The following is a 17,893-nucleotide window of genomic DNA, read 5'->3' as shown; positions in this document are numbered from 1 at the left end:
ATTTGTCGTGCTATGCCCAGTTACTACCGGGAAGCAGCGATAAGCGCGAAAAAGATGCGTACCGACCGAACCACGCGACACCACCGTCCGTGAAACCAGGCATGAGCCGTCACACACGGCATCACCTGATCAGTGGGGAATGCACATCATGTACGTCAACTTCCGCCCTGTGGGCCGCCGATCGCGCAGTGCGGCCGGGCTGGCCGTCGCCACCGCGGGTGTACTGGGGCTCCTGAGCGCGTGCGGTCACTCGCCCCGCGCCTCGGACCCCGGCTCCCTCACGCCCGGCCCGGGTCAGCATCAACTGGCCGGCACACCCGGCATGACCATGCCCATGTCCTCTCCGAGCAGCGGTACGGCCGCCACACCGGTGTCCGCGAACACCGTGACGATCAAGAACTTCGCGTTCTCCCCGGCCACGCTCAAGGTCAGGGCGGGCACGACGGTGACCTGGACCAATCAGGACACCGACACCCACACCGTCACGAGCGCCGGCTCGGGCGGCCCGCTGCACTCGTCCTCCCTCGCCCAGCACGGCACCTACACCCACACGTTCACCAAGCCCGGCGCCTACGCCTACCTCTGCACCATCCATCCGTTCATGACCGGCACCGTGGAGGTGACCTCATGACCGCATACGACGACCAGCCGAGCGCGGCACCGGTCGGCGGCACCGAAGAAACCCCATCCGAGCACGGCATGACACGGCGTCAACTCATGCGGCACGCCGGATGGTTCGGCGGCGCCGTGGTGCTCACCGTGGCCGGTGGGGAGGTGATCAGCCATGTCGCCGACTCCGGGGACACCACCGCCCGGGCCGCCGCGGCACCGACCGGTGCACTGCGGTTCGTGCAGGTCTCCGACAGCCACATCGGCTTCCAGGGCCCGGCCAACACGGACGTGGTCGGCTCGTTCACCGAAGCGATCCATCGGGTCAACGGGCTCGGGTACAGGCCCGACTTCGTCATGCACAGCGGCGACCTGACCCACCTGTCCACGGCGGGACAGTTCGACCAGGTAAGGCAGATGCTGGCCGGGCTGCGGACGGATCGTGTCTTCACCGTGCCGGGCGAGCACGACTCCATCGGCGACGCGGGCCGTGCCTACCGGCAGGCCTTCGGCAAGGGCACGCTCGGCGACGGCTGGTACAGCTTCGACACCCACGGTGTGCACTTCGTCGCCCTGGTGAACACCTTGAGCCTGGAGAAGCTGGGTCACCTCGGCACCGAGCAGATCGATTTCGTCCGCAAGGACCTCGCGGGTCTGCCGTCGGACACCCCCGTCGTGGTCTTCAGCCACATCCCGCTGTTCGCCATGTACCCCCGGTGGGGCTGGAGCACGGACGACGCGTTGAAGGTGATCTCGCTGCTGCGCCGCTTCTCCTCGGTCACCTGTCTCAATGGGCACGTCCATCAGCTGTTCACCAAGACGGAGGGCAACATCACCTTCCACTCCGCCACCACCACCGCCTATCCGCTGCCCAAGCCGGGGCAGGCACCCGCCCCCGCTCCCGAGGTCGTGCCCGCCCGACAGCTGAAGGACGCGCTCGGCATCCGCACCGTGGGCTACCGGCGGGGAGACCGGCAGCTGGCGATCAAGGACGAGAGGCTGGCATGAACCAGCCTCCCGAGGTGTTCCGGTCAGCGGCCTAGTGCTGGTCGACGAAGGGCCGTACCTCGATGGGCAGCGTGGTCGCGAGGGCGGCCTTGCGGCCCCACTCCAGCGCCTCGTCGAGATCGGCGGCCCTGATCAGGCAGAGGCCGCCCAGGTACTCCTTGCCCTCGGCATAGGGGCCGTCGGTGATGAGCACCTCGCCGTCCTTGGGGCGCAGCATCGTGGCGGTCTCCGGGCCGTGCAGGCCGCCGGCGAAGACCCAGGCCCCGGCGGCGCGCAACTCGTCGTTGAAGGCCTCGACGTTGCGCATGATCTCGGCGAGGGCCTCGGTGGCCGGCGGGGTACCGCCGGCCGGCTGGACCACGCTGAGCAGGTAGTGCTTCATGACGTCCTCCTCGGTGACTCAAGGGTCTCTCGGGTCTGTGTCACCTCCTACACGAACGGCCCGCCTCCCGATCGACACGGCGCCGGAAGAAATCTTCGAAAGAATCTTCCGTATGACAGCCTCCACCGCGCATCCGCTCCTCGACCGCGCCCACCGGCTCGCCTCGGACCTGCTGATTCCCGAGGCCGAGCGGGTCGACCGGGAAGGCGTGCCCGCGAGCCATATCGAGGCGGTGAAACGGTCGGGGCTGCTCGGAGCGGGCGCTCCGGTCGGGTACGGCGGCTCGGGCGCGCCGCCGGACGTGGTCCGCCGGATCGCGGAGATCCTGTCCGGGGCGTGCTGTGCGACCTGGTTCGTGCAGACCCAGCACCACACACCCGTGCAGACCTTGGCCCAGAGCGACCTGCCCGTGCGCGAGCGGTTGCTGGGACCGCTGGCGCGTGGGGAGCTGCTGTCCGGGGTGGCGTACGCGCATCTGCGGTCATACCCGCGCGTGCCGGTGCGGGTCCGCCGGGAGGGCGACGGCTGGCGGTTCGACGGAACCGTGCCCTGGTACACCGGGTGGGGCCTGAACGACGTGATGCTGCTCGCCGGGGCGACCGAGGCGGGCGAGGTGCTGTTCGCGTTCGCCGAAGCCCGCGACCAGCCGGGGCTGCGGGCCTCGGAGCCGATGCGTCTGGCGGCGCTCACCGCCTCGCACACGGTCTCCCTGGAGCTGGCCGGCCTGTGGTTGCCGGAAGAGGCGGTGGCCCTGCGTACGCCGTACGAGCGGTGGGCGCCCGGGGACCGGGCCAGAACGCTGAACGCCAACCCCGCCGTCTTCGGCGTCGCGGAGGCCGCTCTCTGCCTGCCGGACGAGGACACGGCCGCGCCGCTGCGCGCTCGCCTGGCCGACGTGCGCCGGCGCGCCTACGCCCTGGCCGACCATCCGGCGCCGCTGGAGCGGGTCGCGGAGCGGCTGGCGGTGCGCGCGGAGGCGTACGAGGTGCTGCGTACGGCGACCACGGCGGCGGTGGTCGCCGGGGGCGGCCGGTCGATGGCCCTGACGAGCCGAGCCCAGCGCCTCGCCCGGGAGGCGTTGTTCCTGCTGGTGCAGGGGCAGACGGCGGAGACGCGGTCGGCGCATCTGCGGGCGCTGGGCGGTGCCTGAGCCGGGGCTTCGGCATCACCGCCGGCCGGAAGTACTGCCGTCACCGCCGGCGCAGCACGCCCTGGGCCACTGCGTGGGTGACGACCGTGGCCGCCGCCGCGAAGGCGAGGCCCTCGGCGAGCTGCCGTGCGCGGGTGGGGCGCAGGGCGCCGGAGCGGCGGAGCCGGCCGCGGGCCCACAGGGTGAACGGGAGCACCACGAGGGGCGTGGTCGCGGAGCCCGGGGTGTAGCCGCGCATCGCCGCCGCCTGGGCCAGATGGACCAGACCGTGCAGGCCGAAGGCGTTGAGCGCGGTCTGGTAGACGGCGGACCGGCCCCCGGTCCGGTGGCCGTCGGCACACGCGGCGGCCAGCACCACCGCCATCGCGCCGACCGCGGTGCCGAACTCCCGCGCGTCCACGGCCTCCAGCCGTCGCCACCCGGACTCCGGCACCCCGGGGAACCTCTTGCGCAGCTCCGGCACCTGGGTGCGCACCCACCGCGGCACCATGACCACTTCCTCGGTGTCGTGCACGGCCCATGCGGCCAGCAGACCCCAGGTGACGGCCCCGGTGACCTCGTTCGGTTCTCGTGTCATGAACGGGCAGTCTGCCAGGGCCGGTTGGTCAGCCCGCGAACGGCACCTGGGCCGAGGGAGCGGGCGCGTGACCGTCGGGATGCGTCCACAGGCCCCGAGCGGCGAGCCGGGGCAGCACCCCCTCACCGAACCAGTACGCCTCCTCCAGGTGCGGGTAGCCGGACAGCACGAACTCCTCGATCCCCAGGGCGCGGTACTCCTCGATCCGCTCGGCGACCTCCTCGTGACTGCCCACCAGCGCGGTGCCCGCGCCGCCGCGCACCAGGCCGATCCCGGCCCACAGGTTGGGATGGATCTCCAGGCCCGCCCGGCTGCCGCCGTGCAGGGCGAGCATGCGCTGCTGGCCCTCCGACTCGCTGCGCGCGAGCCCCGCCTGTACGGCCTGGACCGTCTCCGGGTCGAAGCCGTCGAGCAGCCGGTCGGCCTCCGCCCAGGCCTGCGCCGAGCTGTCGCGGGTGATGACGTGCAGCCGGATGCCGAAGCGGAGGGTCCGGCCGTGTGCCGCGGCCAGCGTGCGGATCCAGGCGATCTTCTCGGCGACCTGGGCGGGCGGCTCTCCCCAGGTCAGGTACACGTCGGCGTACCGGGCGGCGACCTCGCCCGCGGCCGACGAGGAGCCACCGAAGTACACCTCCGGCACCGGATCGGGCACCCGGCTCAGCCTGGCGTCCTCGACCCGCAGGTGCTCCCCGTGCAGGTCGACGCTCTTGCCGTCCCACAGCTCCCGCACGACGTGCAGGAATTCTCCGGTACGACGGTAGCGGGCGTCCTTGTCGAGGAAGTCGCCGTAGGCCCGCTGCTCGTGGCTCTCACCACCGGTGACCACGTTCAGCAGCAGCCGTCCGCCGGTCTGCCGCTGGAAGGTGGACGCCATCTGCGCGGCGAGTGTCGGCGAGACGAAGCCGGGCCGGAAGGCGACGAGGAACTTCAGCCGCTCGGAGTTCTGGCTGACCATGGCCGTGGTCAGCCACGCGTCCTCGCACCAGGCGCCGGTCGGGGTGAGCGCGCCGGTGAAGCCGAGGTCCTCGGCGGCCCGGGCGATCTGGCTCAGGTAGGTGACCGTCGGGGGCCGGTCCCGGCCGGAGGCGGTGGCCGGAGTGCCGTGGCCGCCGCCCACGACATGGCGGCTGTCGCCGTTGGTGGGCAGGAACCAGTGGAAGGTGAGGGACACGTGGGTCTCCGTTCGCGAGTGTCCGTCAGAGCAGACCGTGCCGGGGCGGCCGGGTTCCGCTGAGCACGTACCGGCCGATGTGCTGGACCTTCCAGCGGGCCGGATCGTGCAGGGTGTGGGTGCGGGCGTCCCTCCAGTGCCTGTGCAGGTTGAGGGAGTTCAGGGCCGAGCGGGTGCCGGCCACCTCGAACAGGGCGCTCGCCACCTCCACCGCGGCCTCGGCCGCCCGCACCTTGGCGGCGGCCACCGCGATGGACGCCTCGGCCGCCGAGTCGTCGGTGAGGCGGTCGCGGGCCGCGTCGACCGTGCGGGCGGCCTCCTTCAGCAGTGCCTCGGCCGCCCGCACCTGGAGGGCGAGTTCGCCGAAGCGCTGGATCAGGAGCGGGTCCTCGGCGGCGGTCTCGCTCCCGCTCTCGAACCAGGGCCGGCTCCTGGTGCGGACGAACTCCGCCGCCTGGGCGAGCGCTCCCCCGGCGATGCCGGTGTCGATGGCCGCGTGCAGCAACTGGGCGGCGGCCCCGTGCAGTTGGGGTCCTTGGAAGGTGAGGTGGTGCGGCAGGACGCGGTCGGCGGGCACGGACACCGCGTCCAGGCGGACGGTGCCGCTGGCCGTCGTCCGCTGGCCCATGCCGTCCCAGTCGTCGACCACGCTCACGCCGGGGGCGTCCCGGGGGACGTACGCGACGTGCAGGTTGTCGCCCTCGGCGCGGGCCAGCACCGGAATCCAGTCGGCGAACAGCGCTCCGGTGCAGTAGTGCTTGACGCCGGTCAGCAGGTACGACCCGTCGCGGCGCGGCTCCAGGCGGGTACGGATGTCCTGGACGTGCCGGGTGCCGGCCTCGGACTGCGCGTTGCCGAAGCGGCGCCCGGCCAGCAGCTCGGCGAAGAAGAACTTCCGTTGCTCCACGGTTCCCTGACGGCGGATCACATTGGTGTATACGAAGTGACTCTGCGGGATCTGGGCGAGGCTGCCGTCGGCCGAGCCGAGCAGCCGGAAGACCTCCGCCAGGGTCACGGCCCGTACGTCGGCGCCGCCGTGCTCGGCGGGCACGGTCACGGCGAGCAGCCCGGAGGCGGACAGCCGGTCCACCTCGGCCCGGGGCAGCCGCCGCTGTGCGTCCCGCTCGGCGGCCCCGGCGCGGAACCCGGCGGCCAGGACCTCGGCGACGGCGAGCGCCTCGGCGTCGTCGGCGATGACATGTGCGGTCATGACGGTCAGCTCGCCGCCGCCAGCACCGGGGTGCGGTCGAGGGCGGCGGAGAACTGGTCCACCACCTGCCCCAGCGCCTCGTCGGTGGCCGGGGCGATGGTCACCGAGCCGTCCTCGTGCACCGTGATGTCCTTGTCGAGGGTGAACCAGCCCTGAACGATGTGGGCGGCACCCATGGAGTTCAGCACCGGGCGCAGCGCGTAGTCGATGGCGAGGACATGGGCGGTGGAGCCACCGGTGGCCAGCGGCAGCACGGTCTTGCCGGTGAGCGCGTACTGCGGGAGCAGGTCGAGCAGCGCCTTGAGAACCCCGGAGTACGACGCCTTGTAGATGGGTGTGCCGATCAGGACGCCGTCGGCGCGGGCGAACAGCTCGGTGGCCCGGGCGATGGCCGGGTGCCGGAAGTCGGCGCCGAGCAGGGCCTCGGCCGGGATGGTGCGGACGTCCAGCTGGATCACCTCGTGACCCTGGGCGGTCAGCCGCTGATCGAGATGGCGCAGCAGGCGGCCGGTGCGCGAGGAGGCGGAGGGGCTGCCGGAGACGGACAGGACGGTGGCCATGGGTGCCTCGTTTCTGGGGTGCGCCGGGCGCCCGTACGGGGACGGGCGCCCGGGAGGAGATCGGTCAGGAGTACCAGGTGGGTTCGGGCAGTTCGCCTTCGAGGACCCAGCGGCCGACCTCGCGGCGCTTGTAGGCGACGGGGTCGTGCAGGGTGTGCGTGCGCACGTTGCGCCAGAAGCGGTCGAGGCCTTCGGCGGTGGCGGTGGAGCGGGCGCCGGTCACCTCGAAGATGCGGCTGGTGATCTCCAGCGCGACCTCGGTGGCGCGTGCCTTCACCGCGGCCACCCTTACCTCGAACTCGCCGCGCGCCTGCGTGGTCACCGCGTCGGGATCGTCGTGCAGCCTCTGCCCCTCGGCGGCGACCGCGTCGGCGAACGCCTGCACGGCCCAGAGCTTGGCGGTGAGGTCGCCGTAGGTGTCGATGACGTACGGCTCGTCGACCGCGCGCTCATGGCCGCCGTGCAGCCAGGAGCGGGACCTGGTACGGGTGTAGGTGGCCGCCGTCCGAAGCGCGCCGGCCGCGATGCCTAGGTAGAAACTCGCGAAGACGAGCTGGATGGTGGGGACGTTGAGGGTGTTGTAGACCCGAGGCCGGAACTCCTTGTCCACGTATCCGGCGGCGGAGGACCACGGGGTGCGGACGCCGTCGAGGGTGACGCTGCCGCTCTCGGTGAGCCGCTGGCCGATGTTGTCCCAGTCGTCGTGGAAGGTCAGGCCTGCGGAGTCGGAGGGCACGATGGCGAAGACGTGCCGGTCGGTGCCCTCGAAGACGCCTTCCAGGACGGTGACGTCGGAGACCCTGCTGCCGGTGGAGAAGGACTTGCGTCCGGTGAAGACCAGGTCGTCGCCGTCCTCGGTGACGGTCACGTCCTTGTCGCGCGGGTTGACGGCGCCGCCGAAGAACCAGCGGCCGCGGGAGGCCTCGGCCTCCACCTGCTCCCACTGCTCGCGGGTGCCGACCAGACGGGCGGCCCAGAACCACAGGTAGTGGTAGCCGAGGAGCTGTCCGATCGAGCCGTCGGCCTTGGCGATCTCCCGGACGACCCGGTAGGCCGTCGGCCAGTCCTGGCCCGCGCCGCCGTGCTCGACGGGACCGAGCAGGGTGACGAGTCCGGAGTCCTTCAGCAGCCGGACCTCGGCGTGCGGGGTGGCACCGGCCCTGTCCCGGGCGGCGGCGTCGGTGGCAAGGATGGCGGCCACCTCGGTGGCGCGGGCGATCCAGTCCTGGGCGGTGGCGGGGGTGGGACGGGTGGACCAGTCGGTGGGCGTGGCGGTGCTGCTCATACTGAGTGACCTCCGGTGTCAGGCGTGGGCCGGGACGGACTCGGGCTCGCTGTCGGGGAGTCGGGCCTCCAGCTCCCGTACGAGGGGCAGCACGCGCTTGCCGAAGTACTCGACCTCCTCGTGGTAGTGCAGGAAGCCGAGCAGGAGCAGGTCGACGCCGAGCTTCTTGTAGGCGACGACACGTTCGGCGATCTGCTCCGGGGTGCCGATGAGCCCGGTGCGGAAGCCGTCGTTGTACTGGACCAGGTCCTCGAAGGCGGAGTCCTGCCACATGCCCTTGTTGTCGGCCGTGGACTGCCCCGCCTGCTTCACGGCGGCGCCGAACCCCTCCACCGCCTCGGTGTCGGCCTTGGCGACGATCTCGCGCAGCGTCTCGCGGGCCTCGGCCTCGGTGTCCCGGGCGATGAGGAAGCCGTTGAGGCCGAACCTCGGTGACGTGCGGCCCGCTTCGGCGGCGGCCGCGCGGACGTCCGCGATCTGCTCGACGACGCCGTCGAAGTCCTTGCCGTTGGAGAAGTACCAGTCGGAGACCCGGCCGGCCATCCGACGGGCGGCGGTGGAGTTGCCGCCCTGGAAGATCTCCGGGTGCGGCCGTCCGGGTGCGGCGAGGGGCTTGGGCTTGAGGGAGAAGTCCCGCAACCGGTAGAAGTCACCGGCGAGTTCGGCGTGGTCCTCGGTCCAGATCCTTCGCAGGGCGGTGATGAACTCCTCGGAGCGGCGGTAGCGTTCGTCGTGCTCCAGCCAGGGTTCGCCGAGCGCGGTGAACTCGCCCTTGAACCAGCCGGACACGACGTTGACGGCGAAACGGCCGCCCGACAGGTGGTCGGCGGTGGCGCCGAGTTTGGCGAGGACACCGGGGTGCCACAGTCCGGGGTGGACGGCGGCGATGACCTTCAGGCGCTGGGTGGCGAGCAGCAGGGCGAGGCTGAAGCTGGTCGACTCGTGCTGGTACTCGGCGCCGTAGCTGGCCATGTAGCGGACCTGGCTGAGGGCGTACTCGAACCCGTTGTTCTCGGCGAGGACGGCGAGTTCGCGGTTGTAGTCGTATCCCCAGTCGGTGCGTTGTTCGATCGTGCTGGTGACGAGTCCCCCACTGACGTTGGGGACCCAGTAGGCGAATTTCACGGGCGCTGCGGGCATGCGGAACTCCTGGTGCGCAATTGCTCGGTGACGTTTTCCGGGCATGCGGAATTCCGGGCGCGGGAAAGGCCGGGAATTCGGGCGGTGCCGGAGGGGCAGCGGAGAGCGGCGGATCGACGGGAGGAGTCGGGTGATCAGGCCGCGGCGCAACAGGAGGCGCTGGAGACGCGCGCGAGGTCGACATGGCGTCGCCGCGTGAGGTCCAGTCGCATCATCATGCCGTCGATCGTGGCAGCCGCCGGTCAGGACCGTCAAGGAAAACCCGACCGGTCTCGTATCGCGGACCATTGAATTTCACGAAGGTGTGACAGGAAAACCCTTGAACCGGGCCTGTGTGAGCACGCATTGTGCGACGGTGCGGACCGAACAGCTGGAATACATAGCGGCCGTGACCCGGCTCGGCTCACTGCGCCGGGCGGCCGACGAACTGCGCCTGTCCCAGCCCGCCCTGAGCGAGACCGTGCGCAATCTGGAACGCGAACTCGGCGTCGACCTGCTCGAGCGGAAACGGTCGGGGGCCACGATGAGCGCGGCCGGCCGGGAGCTGCTGCCGCACATCGTGAACGTGCTGGAGGCGGTGGACCGGCTGCGGGCGGCGGCCGGCGAGCAGCACCGCATCAGCCGCATGGTGCGCGTCGGCACGGTCAACGCGGCGACCGTGCCGCTGCTGATTCCCGTGCTGCGGGAGTTCCGGTCGGCACACCCGGTCACCCAGGTGGAGGTGGTGGGCGCGCAGCAGACGGAGATCCGGCGCGGGCTCGCCGAGGGCGGGTTCGACCTCGGGCTGGTCAATCACCTGGACGGCGACGACGTGCCCGCCGGCATGGAGTCCACGGAGCTGCTGCGCGGCCGCCCGGTGGTGTGCCTGCGTCCGGACAGCCCGCTAGCCCGGCTCCGGGCGGTCGGCGCGGAGGACCTGCGCGGCGTGCCGCTGATCGCGATGCGGACCGGGTATGTGATGCACCGGTATGTGCACCGGCTGCTGTCCGGCCGTACGCCGGCGTTCTCGTACTCCACCGACGGGGCGGAGATGGGCAAGCTGATGGTCGCCGAGGGGCTCGGGGCGACGGTGCTGCCGGACTTCAGCGTCGTCGGGGATCCGCTGGAGCGGTCCGGCACGATCACCTGCCGGCCGATCGCCGACGACACCACCCGGGTGCTGCTGATGCTGCAGCGCCGGCGCGCGGAGTCGGTGCCGCGGGCGGCCCGCGACCTGCACGCGGCGTTCGTGCGCCGGGCGCGGGAACTGACGGAGGCGGCAGAGGCCTACACATAAAGAAAAAGTAAGAGCAAACTGGGTGATATGCGGTGGTAACCGCACAGCGCACCAGACGCAGTCTGGCCTGCACGGTCAAAGGAGACGAGTCATGGCCAACCTGCACAGGGGTGATCTGTCGACTCACCCCGATGTCTCCGAAATGCGGGAACGCTACGCCCGCATGCTCGGTGGTCGTGATGTGGCACTCGTGGACGGCCCGGTCTTCCTGCTCGGGCTCTACTGCGCCGCATCGCCGTGGATAGTGCACTACACGACGAGCCAGCCCGCGCTGATGACCCACAACCTGATCATGGGCATCGCGATAGGTCTGCTGGCACTGGGATTCACCCGGGCCCCCGAGCGGATGTACGGCCTCAGCTGGGCCATGTGCGCCATGGGCATCTGGCTGATCATCGCTCCCTGGATCGTGGGCAGCGGCCCGGACAAGGGAGTGATCATCAACAACGTCATCATCGGCGCCCTGGCGCTCGTACTCGGCCTGGTCTGTGCCGGTACGGCGGCGCGGAGCACCCCCAGGCCGTAAAGGAGACGCGGGGAAAGGACACGAAAGAGAACCGGTGGCAGGGAGGCCGGTCCGCAGGGCGGGCCGGCCTCCCTCCCCGTCCGCTCAGCGTCCCGGCACCAGCCAGGGCTCCAGCCGGGTGGGCGGCTCGCTCTCCACCACCTTGCCGGCCACGTCCTCGATGCCCGAGCCGTCGGTGCGCACGTGCGGCCAGCGGGAGCCGGGCCGCCGGTCGGACTCGTTGCGGTGACCCCAGTAGGCGACCGTGAGGTCGGCGTCGGTCAGCGCCTCCCAGACCTGCTTCCTCGGCTCATGGAGCGGTACGGGGTCGAGGTAGTGCAGCTGCCTGCCCGTAGAGCCGACGCACCGGCATACGCACCGATCGGTGCCAGGTCAGCGCATCGTGTGGTGGCCGGGCCCGGCCGCCCCGACGTGGAAGGACAGCCATACGTCCGGGGGCAGTTCGGGCCGCTCCGGAACCGGCCGGAGTTCCCGCGTCCAGGCGTCACCGGCGACGTCCGCGGCGACCTGGGGCCAGAACGCCACGGCGGCCGGGTTGTCGTGCTGATGGGCGACCTGCCACGGCCCGGGATGCCGGGTGAGCACCGCGCGCACGGCCCGCAGCCCGACGCGCCTGCGCCGGGCGCCGCGGACCACGAAGAAGCTGTTCAGCACCCGCACCGGGCCGTCGAGTCCGCGCACGAACGCGAAGCCGGCCGGATGGGCGCCGCACTCGAACAGGTAGGCCGTCCAGCCGGGGCGGGTGAAGGCGCTCTCGACCCGCTCGCTGCGAAAGGTGCCGTCGGGGGCGGGCAGCTCGCCCCGGAAGGCGGACAGGTCATGGCGGAACATCAGCCACAGCCGCTCCACGGTGGGCCGGTCCTCGGCGGTCGCGGGGCGGACGGTGACATCGGGAAGGAGGATTTCGGTCATGAAACGAAAGCCTCCCCGGCGGACTCGGGTCCGGGCCGGGGAGGCTTGCTGAGACTGCCGTGATCATAGCCCGTCACAGGCCCGTCGGTCAGCCCACGGGGGCCACGTCCGGGTCCGTACCGGCCAGGTACTCCTCGCTGATCTCCTTCTCCCCGAACGGCCAGACCTTCTCCAGCCGGGCCCAGACGGCGAAGGCCACACAGCCGAGGGCCAGCCAGGCCAGGGACCATTCGATGGGGTGGCGGCCCGGGGAGTTCTTGTCCGCGTACCCGTAGATCACGCACCAGCCGGCGAAGGCGACGAGGCTGGGCAGGGGGTAGAGCCACATCCGGTACGGGCGGCGCAGGCCCGGCTGGCGTTTGCGCAGCACGGTCAGGGCGACGATCTGGGCGAGCGCCTGCACGATCACCATGACCGTCGTGAGCAACTGGATCAGAGTCGCAAGGTCGGTGTGCCGGCCGATCAGGAAGCCGACGGCGGTGATCACGCCCATGGTCGCCAGGCCCAGCGTGGGAAAGCGGTGCTTCGGGTGGAGCCTCTCGTACGGCCGGAAGAAGACGCGGTCGCGGGCGGCGTCGTAGGGCACCCGGGAACCGCCCAGCAGCCCGGTGAAGACCGAGGCGAACGCGGTGACCAGGATCAGCACGGTCACCGTGTCGGCGGCGCCCTTGCCCCAGGTCTTCTCCAGCACAGCCGAGGCGACCGAGGTGGAGGCGATGTCGTGCGGGTCGGCCATCCTCCGCCAGTCGATCACACCGAGGGTGCCGATCTGCAGGAGCAGGTAGATCGCCATGATGCCGAGGATGGACAAGAGGATCGAGCGCGGGAGGATGCGGCCCGGGTCCTTGATCTCGGCACCCATGTACGCGGTGGTGTTGTAGCCGAGGTAGTCGTAGATGCCGATGGTCAGGCCCGCGGCGAAGCCGAGCCAGAAGTGGTTGCCGGTCAGGTCGAAGGCGCCCGACGGGTAGGTGAAGGCCAGGTGGGGGCTGAAGTCGGAGGCCGCGGCGACGATCACCAGCAGCACCGAGGCGATCATCACCGCCCACATCACGGCGGTGATCCGGGCGATGTGCTCGATACCGCGCCAGAGCAGGAGCACGACCAGGGCGATGATGCCGAGGCCGATCAGATCGCCCGCCGTCTGCCCGAGGTCGGGGGCCAGATAGCCGAGGTACTGGACGAAGCCGACGACTCCCGTGGACATGATCAGCGGGATGAAGAGCATCGCCGTCCACACGAACAGGAACGGCATCAGCCGGCCCGTGCGGTACTGGAAGGCCTGGCGCAGATAGACGTAACTGCCGCCGGAGCCGGGCATCGAGGCGCCCAGCTCGGCCCAGATCAGTCCGTCGCACAGCGCGAGCACGGCGCCCGCGACGAAGCCGATGACCGCCTGCGGGCCGCCGAAGGCGGTGACCATGAGCGGAATCGTCACGAACGGCCCGATGCCGCACATCTGGCTCATATTGATGGCCGTGGCCTGGAACAGGCCTACACGGCGGACGAAACCACCCGAGGGTGGCGGACTACCGGACATGGGGACTCCTGACGCCACGGGCGCACCCGGCGGGCTGACTGGGCGATAAAGTTAAGGAGCCTTACTAGAAGCGTCAAGTGTGCGCCGGGAATACATGAGAATGGTCCGATGACCGTCAGCGACGCCGAAGAGCAGCAGGGACAGCCCTGGAGCCGCCGCCGGCTGCGCAGCACCAACGAGCGGCTGCTGCTGGACCGGCTACGCACCCTCGGCGCGGCGTCGCGCGCCCAACTGGCCCGGGAGACCGGCCTGTCGAAGCCGACGGTCTCCAGTGCGCTGGCCTCCCTGGAGGCGGCGGGCCTGGTGCACGAGGTCGGCACCCAGGCCCCGGAGCGCGGGCGCACCGCCGTGCTCTACGCCCCCGACCCGGCCGCGGGGTACGCGCTCGGCGTGGACATCGGCCGCGGCTGGCTGCGGGTGGCGGTGGTCGACCTGGACGGCACGGTCGTCGCCCGCGCCGACGTACGCAACCGGACCCGCGCCTCCGCCGCACTGGCCGATCTGGTCGTGGGCACCGCCCGGCAGGTGATCGCGGGCTCGGGGGTGGACCCGGCCGAGGTGGTGCACGGGGTGGTGGGCACGCCGGGCGTCTACGACGAGAAGCAGCGGCGGGTCCGGTACGCGATGCATCTGCCGGGCTGGGGGCGCGCCGGGCTCGTCGACCGGATGCGCGAGGAGTTGGGCGTACCGCTGGAGGTGCACAATGACGCCAACCTGGCCGCGCTCGGCGAGTACACGTACGGAGCGGGAACGGGCAGCCGGCTCTTCGCGTACATCCTGATCGGCACCGGCCTCGGCATGGGCGTCGTCGGCGAGGGACGGCTGTTCACAGGTGCGCACGGACTGGCGGGCGAGATCGGCTTCCTGCCCTGGCCGGGCCGGCAGAAGCCGGAGCGACTGGAGGACGCGGTGTCCGGGGTGGCCGTGGTGGAGGCCGCCCGGGAGTTCGGGATGCGCGGGCAGCTCACGGCGAAGGCCGTGTTCGACGCGGCCCGGCAGGGCGATCCGGCCGCTGTGCGGGCGGTGGAGCTGGAGGCCGAGCGGATCGCGCACACCGTGGCGGCGGCCGCCGCCGTGCTCGACCCGGATCTGGTGGTGCTCGGCGGCGGTGTCGGGCACAGCGTCGATCTGCTGCTGCGCCCGGTCCAGGAGCAGGTGCGTGCCCTCACCCCGCTGCGGCCGCGGATCGCCCCGAGCCGGCTCGGTGAGGACGCTGTGCTGCTCGGTGCGGTGGCGACGGCCCTGGACACGGCGCGGGACCTTGTGTTCGAGCGCAGGACGGCCGGAACCTGACCGGCCTGACGGCGCCGCCCGTCATGGTCATTGACACGACCCGTGCGGCCGCCTAGCTTGAACCAAGTCAGTAAAGTTTCCTAACTTTACGAGCCCGGAGCCTCTGCCATGTTCCCTCGCGCCGCCCTCGGACGCCGGTACGCCGAGGTCACCGGACGCATCGGCGCGACCACCTTCACCCGGCAGGTCCCGCTCGCCGTCCACGAGACGAAGACCGTCCGCAGGGGCTGCTGACGGACGTCCGCCTCGTGGACGCGCAGGGAAAGCCGGTGCTGCCGTTGCGCTGGCCGGACACCGAGGTGAGCCTGTGGCCGGGCGAGTCGGTGACGCTGACCGCCACCTTCCGGACGGGCGATCTGCACGCTCGGCGCCGGGGGTGAGGATCTCCGGCTGGAACACTCCTGAGCGGACGGTGCCGGCGCCCTGACGGAACGGGGGTGGACAGGTGCGGCCCACCCCCGGCCGGTTCAGCTGACGTTGAGCGCGGTGTCGTCCACGACGAACGACGTCTGGTACTGGGAGCCCTCGGTGCCGGTGAACTTCAGCGTGACGGTCTGCCCGGCGTAGCTGCTGAGGTCGAAGCTGCGCTGGGTGTAACCGGAGGCGGCGTTGAGGTTCGAGTACGTCGCCAGGGTGCCGAGGACCGTGCCCGAGCTGTTCAGGACCTGGACCTTGAGGGTGTCGTAGGCCGTGCTGGTCGAGGTCTCGGCCGTGTCGATGTGCAGATAGAAGCTGAGCGTGGCCGTCGAGCAGCCGGACGGGATGGTCACCGACTGGGACAGCGTGTCGGTGGTGGCGGTGCCGTAGCCGTCGAGCCAGGCGTAGTAGGAGCCGGAATGAGCCGACTCACCGGTCGCGTTGGTGATGACCCCGCTGGACGCGCTCCACGTGGTGTTGCCGGACTCGAAGCCGCTGTTGCCGAGGAGCTGGGCGGCGGTGCAGGTGCCGGTGCCGCCACCGCCGCCTCCCCCGCCGCTGCTGGTGCCCGAACCGGCCAGCCAGGCGGTGGCGTTGAGGGCGAGGGCGGCGTTGGTGGCGCTGGTGTCGTTCCAGCCGTCGTACAGGGTGTTGCCCGGCTGGCCGGTGCCGTCGTCGATCGGGGAGCTGTCGCCCCAGAAGGCGACGCGGCCGCTGCCGAAGGCGCTGGTGAGGAAGAAGGCGCCGGTGTTGCCGGAGTAACCGGTGCGGTAGAGCAGGCCCTTGACGGCGGAGTTGTCGGCGGGCTTGAGGGTGGCGGTGGTGCCGTTGGCGATCAGGCTCTTGGTGACGGTGCCGAAGGAACCGCGCAGCACCGGGTCGGTGCTGTCGCTGATCGCCGCCGGGTGGTCGGAGCTGATGTTGAGCGAGTCGACCGAGAAGCCGAACGGGTCGGTGGAGTCGACGCTGTTGTTCGTCATCAGGTCGTTGAGGATCTTGACCGCGTCGTAGCCGTCGTTGTTGCGGTCGGCTCCGGTGTGGTCGGAGATCATGAACAGACCGCCGCCGTTCTTCACGAAGTTCATGATCGCTGTCTTCTCGGCGCTCGTGAACAGCGTGTTGGGTTCCGGCAGGACCAGCGTGTCGAAGTTCGACAGGTCGGTCGACGACGAGCCGCCGTAGCTGAGGCTGGAGCCCGAGGGCAGCGTCTTCAGGCTGTAGTCGCCGGTCTTCTGCAGCGCCACGCCCCAGGAGGACAGGGCGCCGGTCCAGTCGGTCTCGGCGGACGGGGAGGGGTTCTCGCCGAGCGGGTCGGGCTGACTGGTGGAGATGATCCAGTCGGCGTTGCCGGCCGTCTCGGCGTGAGCGTTGTCGAACAGGATGCGGTGCGTGGTCGCCGCGTGGGCGGCGGTGCCGCTGCCGATCTGGACGGCGGCTCCGGTGAGGAGCAGCCCGAAACCGGCCAGGGCGGTGGTGAGTCTGCGGCGGGATCTCCTGGATCCAAGCATCCGGCGAACCTCCATGAGGGGTGGGGAGAGGCGGTGCGGCGCCAAGTCTGCGCGCGTAGAGCCCGCTTGAGAGTTCTACACGCGTCGAGTGGTTGAAAGGTACATGGCATGAAGGCCCGATGAACAGAAAGTCCCGGCAATGACCGGAGCGGACTACCGCCGCTCTCAGCGGGCAGACGGTGAGCGGGAGGCTCGACCAAAAGGGGTGGCCATGCATATCTCGGGCATCATCAGCGCCATTGTCATCGGACTCGTCATCGGCGCCCTGGGGCGCCTGGTCGTCCCCGGACGACAGCACATCGGCATCCTGTGGACCATCGTCGTCGGCATCGTGGCCGCCCTGCTGGGCTCGGCGATCGCCGCCGGCTTCGGGGTCGCGGACACCAAGGGGCCCGACTGGATCGAGTGGTTCATCCAGATCGCCCTGGCCGCGGCCGGGATCGCGGCACTGGACCGGGCCCTCGTCCGTCGCTGACGCGAAGTCAGCGCCCGTACAGATACGGGGTGGTGGTGCTCAGCGCATGAAAGCCGAGGCGCTCCAGGATCGGGCGGCTCATGGGCGAGGCGTCGACCTGGAGGTAGCGGTAGCCGCGGGCGGCGGCGACGCGGGCGCGGTGCGCGACCAGGGCGCGGTAGACACCCCGGCCCCGCCAGGCCTCGACGGTGCCGCCGCCCCACAGCCCGGCGAACCGGGTGCCGGGCACCAGCTCCATCCGGGCGGCGCTCACGGCTTCGTCCCCGGCCAGCGCGACCACGGCCACGACCGTGCCGGGATCGGCGGCCAGGCCGGCGAGCAGCCGGTGCCGCAGCCGGCCGCCGTCGGTGCCGAACGCCTTTTCGTGGACCTCCACCACGAGGTCGACGCCGGCCGGGTCGGTGGCCTGCACGAGACGGATGCCCTCGGGAGGTTCGGCGTCCATGGCGAGCCGGCCGGTCTCGGCGGCCATCAGCGTCTCCTCGGGCTCGGCCCGGAATCCGGCGGCGAGGAGCCGGGCGCCGAGGTCGTCCGGCCGGTCGTGGCCGTAGTGCTTCCACTCGAAGTCGCGGCCGAGACCGGTGAAGTATGCGATCTGGTCGTGGATCGCCCGGTCCGCGCCGGCCGCGTCCAGACCGGACCAGAGCACACCGTTCCATCCCTGCGCGTCCGCGACGTGACGCACCACCGCGCCGGTCCGTTCGATGCGGGCACCGGGGCCGTCGGGAGTCGCGTTCTCGCGCATGTCCCGGTCGTAGAGGGCGAGCACCGCCGAGTGATCCATGCCCCGACTCGACCATGCCGGACCGGCCCGGGGCAACGGGATTTCCGCACCGGCCTCCGGGCATACGGCG

At 71.1% G+C, this 17,893-nt stretch carries 21 protein-coding genes and 1 pseudogene; 9 read left to right on the top strand and 13 right to left on the bottom strand.

What is annotated here, in order from left to right:
* The first annotated feature begins 148 nt into the window (after positions 1-148).
* Complete coding sequence (locus ACFYOH_RS34980) at positions 149-631, top strand: cupredoxin family copper-binding protein (RefSeq protein ID WP_388634252.1); 483 nt, start codon at positions 149-151, stop codon at positions 629-631.
* On the top strand, positions 628-1,617 hold the full coding sequence (locus ACFYOH_RS34975) for a metallophosphoesterase family protein (RefSeq protein WP_388634249.1): 990 nt from the start codon (positions 628-630) through the stop codon (positions 1,615-1,617). The genes ACFYOH_RS34980 and ACFYOH_RS34975 overlap by 4 nt, the downstream gene beginning before the upstream one ends.
* Positions 1,618-1,648: 31 nt before the next feature.
* On the opposite strand, the gene ACFYOH_RS34970 is transcribed toward ACFYOH_RS34975, so the two are convergent.
* On the bottom strand, positions 1,649-1,999 hold the full coding sequence (locus ACFYOH_RS34970) for a YciI family protein (RefSeq protein ID WP_388634247.1): 351 nt from the start codon (positions 1,997-1,999) through the stop codon (positions 1,649-1,651).
* Between the two features lie 112 nt (positions 2,000-2,111).
* Here ACFYOH_RS34970 and ACFYOH_RS34965 point away from each other — a divergent pair, with 112 nt between their 5' ends.
* Positions 2,112-3,149 (top strand): acyl-CoA dehydrogenase family protein, encoded by a 1,038-nt coding sequence (locus ACFYOH_RS34965; protein WP_388634244.1) that lies wholly within the window; start codon positions 2,112-2,114, stop codon positions 3,147-3,149.
* Between the two features lie 40 nt (positions 3,150-3,189).
* Here the strand turns inward: ACFYOH_RS34965 and ACFYOH_RS34960 are convergent, their stop codons facing one another.
* From ACFYOH_RS34960 to ACFYOH_RS34930, 7 genes are all read right to left on the bottom strand, one after another.
* Positions 3,190-3,726: an HXXEE domain-containing protein gene (locus ACFYOH_RS34960; RefSeq protein ID WP_388634241.1), complete on the bottom strand. Its 537-nt coding sequence runs from the start codon at positions 3,724-3,726 to the stop codon at positions 3,190-3,192.
* Positions 3,727-3,754: 28 nt separating this feature from the next.
* Positions 3,755-4,897, bottom strand: a complete 1,143-nt coding sequence (locus tag ACFYOH_RS34955) for an LLM class flavin-dependent oxidoreductase (protein ID WP_388634238.1) — start codon at positions 4,895-4,897, stop codon at positions 3,755-3,757.
* A gap of 25 nt (positions 4,898-4,922) precedes the next feature.
* A complete protein-coding gene (locus ACFYOH_RS34950) occupies positions 4,923-6,107 on the bottom strand; it encodes an SfnB family sulfur acquisition oxidoreductase (protein WP_388634235.1) in 1,185 nt (394 codons plus the stop codon).
* Positions 6,108-6,112: 5 nt separating this feature from the next.
* Entirely contained in the window at positions 6,113-6,667 is a 555-nt protein-coding gene (gene ssuE / locus ACFYOH_RS34945) for an NADPH-dependent FMN reductase (RefSeq protein ID WP_388634232.1), read from the bottom strand.
* Between the two features lie 64 nt (positions 6,668-6,731).
* Complete coding sequence (locus tag ACFYOH_RS34940) at positions 6,732-7,952, bottom strand: acyl-CoA dehydrogenase family protein (protein WP_388634229.1); 1,221 nt, start codon at positions 7,950-7,952, stop codon at positions 6,732-6,734.
* A gap of 18 nt (positions 7,953-7,970) precedes the next feature.
* Positions 7,971-9,092, bottom strand: a complete 1,122-nt coding sequence (sfnG, locus tag ACFYOH_RS34935; RefSeq protein ID WP_388634226.1) for a dimethylsulfone monooxygenase SfnG — start codon at positions 9,090-9,092, stop codon at positions 7,971-7,973.
* A 134-nt stretch (positions 9,093-9,226) separates the two neighbouring features.
* Positions 9,227-9,304, bottom strand: coding sequence for a putative leader peptide (locus tag ACFYOH_RS34930; protein ID WP_350786652.1), 78 nt, complete (start codon positions 9,302-9,304; stop codon positions 9,227-9,229).
* 143 nt (positions 9,305-9,447) lie between these two features.
* On the opposite strand from ACFYOH_RS34930, the gene ACFYOH_RS34925 reads away from it, so the two are divergent.
* Both ACFYOH_RS34925 and ACFYOH_RS34920 read left to right on the top strand, forming a co-directional pair.
* Positions 9,448-10,368 (top strand): LysR family transcriptional regulator, encoded by a 921-nt coding sequence (locus tag ACFYOH_RS34925; RefSeq protein WP_388634223.1) that lies wholly within the window; start codon positions 9,448-9,450, stop codon positions 10,366-10,368.
* A gap of 91 nt (positions 10,369-10,459) precedes the next feature.
* Entirely contained in the window at positions 10,460-10,894 is a 435-nt protein-coding gene (locus tag ACFYOH_RS34920) for an SPW repeat protein (protein WP_351546110.1), read from the top strand.
* An 84-nt stretch (positions 10,895-10,978) separates the two neighbouring features.
* Here the strand turns inward: ACFYOH_RS34920 and ACFYOH_RS34915 are convergent, their stop codons facing one another.
* The 3 genes from ACFYOH_RS34915 to ACFYOH_RS34905 form a co-directional block, all read right to left on the bottom strand.
* Positions 10,979-11,215 (bottom strand): SRPBCC domain-containing protein, encoded by a 237-nt coding sequence (locus ACFYOH_RS34915; RefSeq protein WP_388634432.1) that lies wholly within the window; start codon positions 11,213-11,215, stop codon positions 10,979-10,981.
* Between the two features lie 51 nt (positions 11,216-11,266).
* Complete coding sequence (locus ACFYOH_RS34910) at positions 11,267-11,806, bottom strand: GNAT family N-acetyltransferase (protein ID WP_388634220.1); 540 nt, start codon at positions 11,804-11,806, stop codon at positions 11,267-11,269.
* An 88-nt stretch (positions 11,807-11,894) separates the two neighbouring features.
* Positions 11,895-13,346 carry an APC family permease gene (locus ACFYOH_RS34905; protein WP_388634217.1) on the bottom strand — a complete coding sequence of 484 codons (1,452 nt, stop codon included), beginning with the start codon at positions 13,344-13,346 and terminating at the stop codon, positions 11,895-11,897.
* Between the two features lie 108 nt (positions 13,347-13,454).
* On the opposite strand from ACFYOH_RS34905, the gene ACFYOH_RS34900 reads away from it, so the two are divergent.
* From ACFYOH_RS34900 to ACFYOH_RS34890, 3 genes and pseudogenes are all read left to right on the top strand, one after another.
* On the top strand, positions 13,455-14,639 hold the full coding sequence (locus tag ACFYOH_RS34900) for an ROK family protein (protein WP_388634214.1): 1,185 nt from the start codon (positions 13,455-13,457) through the stop codon (positions 14,637-14,639).
* Positions 14,640-14,747: 108 nt separating this feature from the next.
* Positions 14,748-14,873, top strand: a complete 126-nt coding sequence (locus ACFYOH_RS34895) for a hypothetical protein (protein WP_388634211.1) — start codon at positions 14,748-14,750, stop codon at positions 14,871-14,873.
* Positions 14,867-15,066: pseudogene (locus ACFYOH_RS34890) on the top strand (hypothetical protein); the annotation flags it as partial. The gene ACFYOH_RS34895 and the pseudogene ACFYOH_RS34890, both read left to right, overlap by 7 nt.
* 40 nt (positions 15,067-15,106) lie before the next feature.
* Here the strand turns inward: ACFYOH_RS34890 and ACFYOH_RS34885 are convergent.
* On the bottom strand, positions 15,107-16,564 hold the full coding sequence (locus tag ACFYOH_RS34885) for a hydrolase (protein ID WP_388634208.1): 1,458 nt from the start codon (positions 16,562-16,564) through the stop codon (positions 15,107-15,109).
* Between the two features lie 211 nt (positions 16,565-16,775).
* On the opposite strand from ACFYOH_RS34885, the gene ACFYOH_RS34880 reads away from it, so the two are divergent.
* Positions 16,776-17,039, top strand: a complete 264-nt coding sequence (locus ACFYOH_RS34880; RefSeq protein WP_388634205.1) for a GlsB/YeaQ/YmgE family stress response membrane protein — start codon at positions 16,776-16,778, stop codon at positions 17,037-17,039.
* A 7-nt stretch (positions 17,040-17,046) separates the two neighbouring features.
* Here the strand turns inward: ACFYOH_RS34880 and ACFYOH_RS34875 are convergent, their stop codons facing one another.
* A complete protein-coding gene (locus tag ACFYOH_RS34875) occupies positions 17,047-17,823 on the bottom strand; it encodes a GNAT family N-acetyltransferase (protein ID WP_388634199.1) in 777 nt (258 codons plus the stop codon).
* Positions 17,824-17,893 lie beyond the last annotated feature (70 nt).

This window comes from Streptomyces sp. NPDC007856 (assembly GCF_042868225.1).
In the GTDB taxonomy this organism is placed as follows: Bacteria; Actinomycetota; Actinomycetes; order Streptomycetales; family Streptomycetaceae; genus Streptomyces.
The sequence above is the reverse complement of the archived record's forward strand: the minus strand, read 5'-3'. Positions and strand labels throughout refer to the sequence as shown.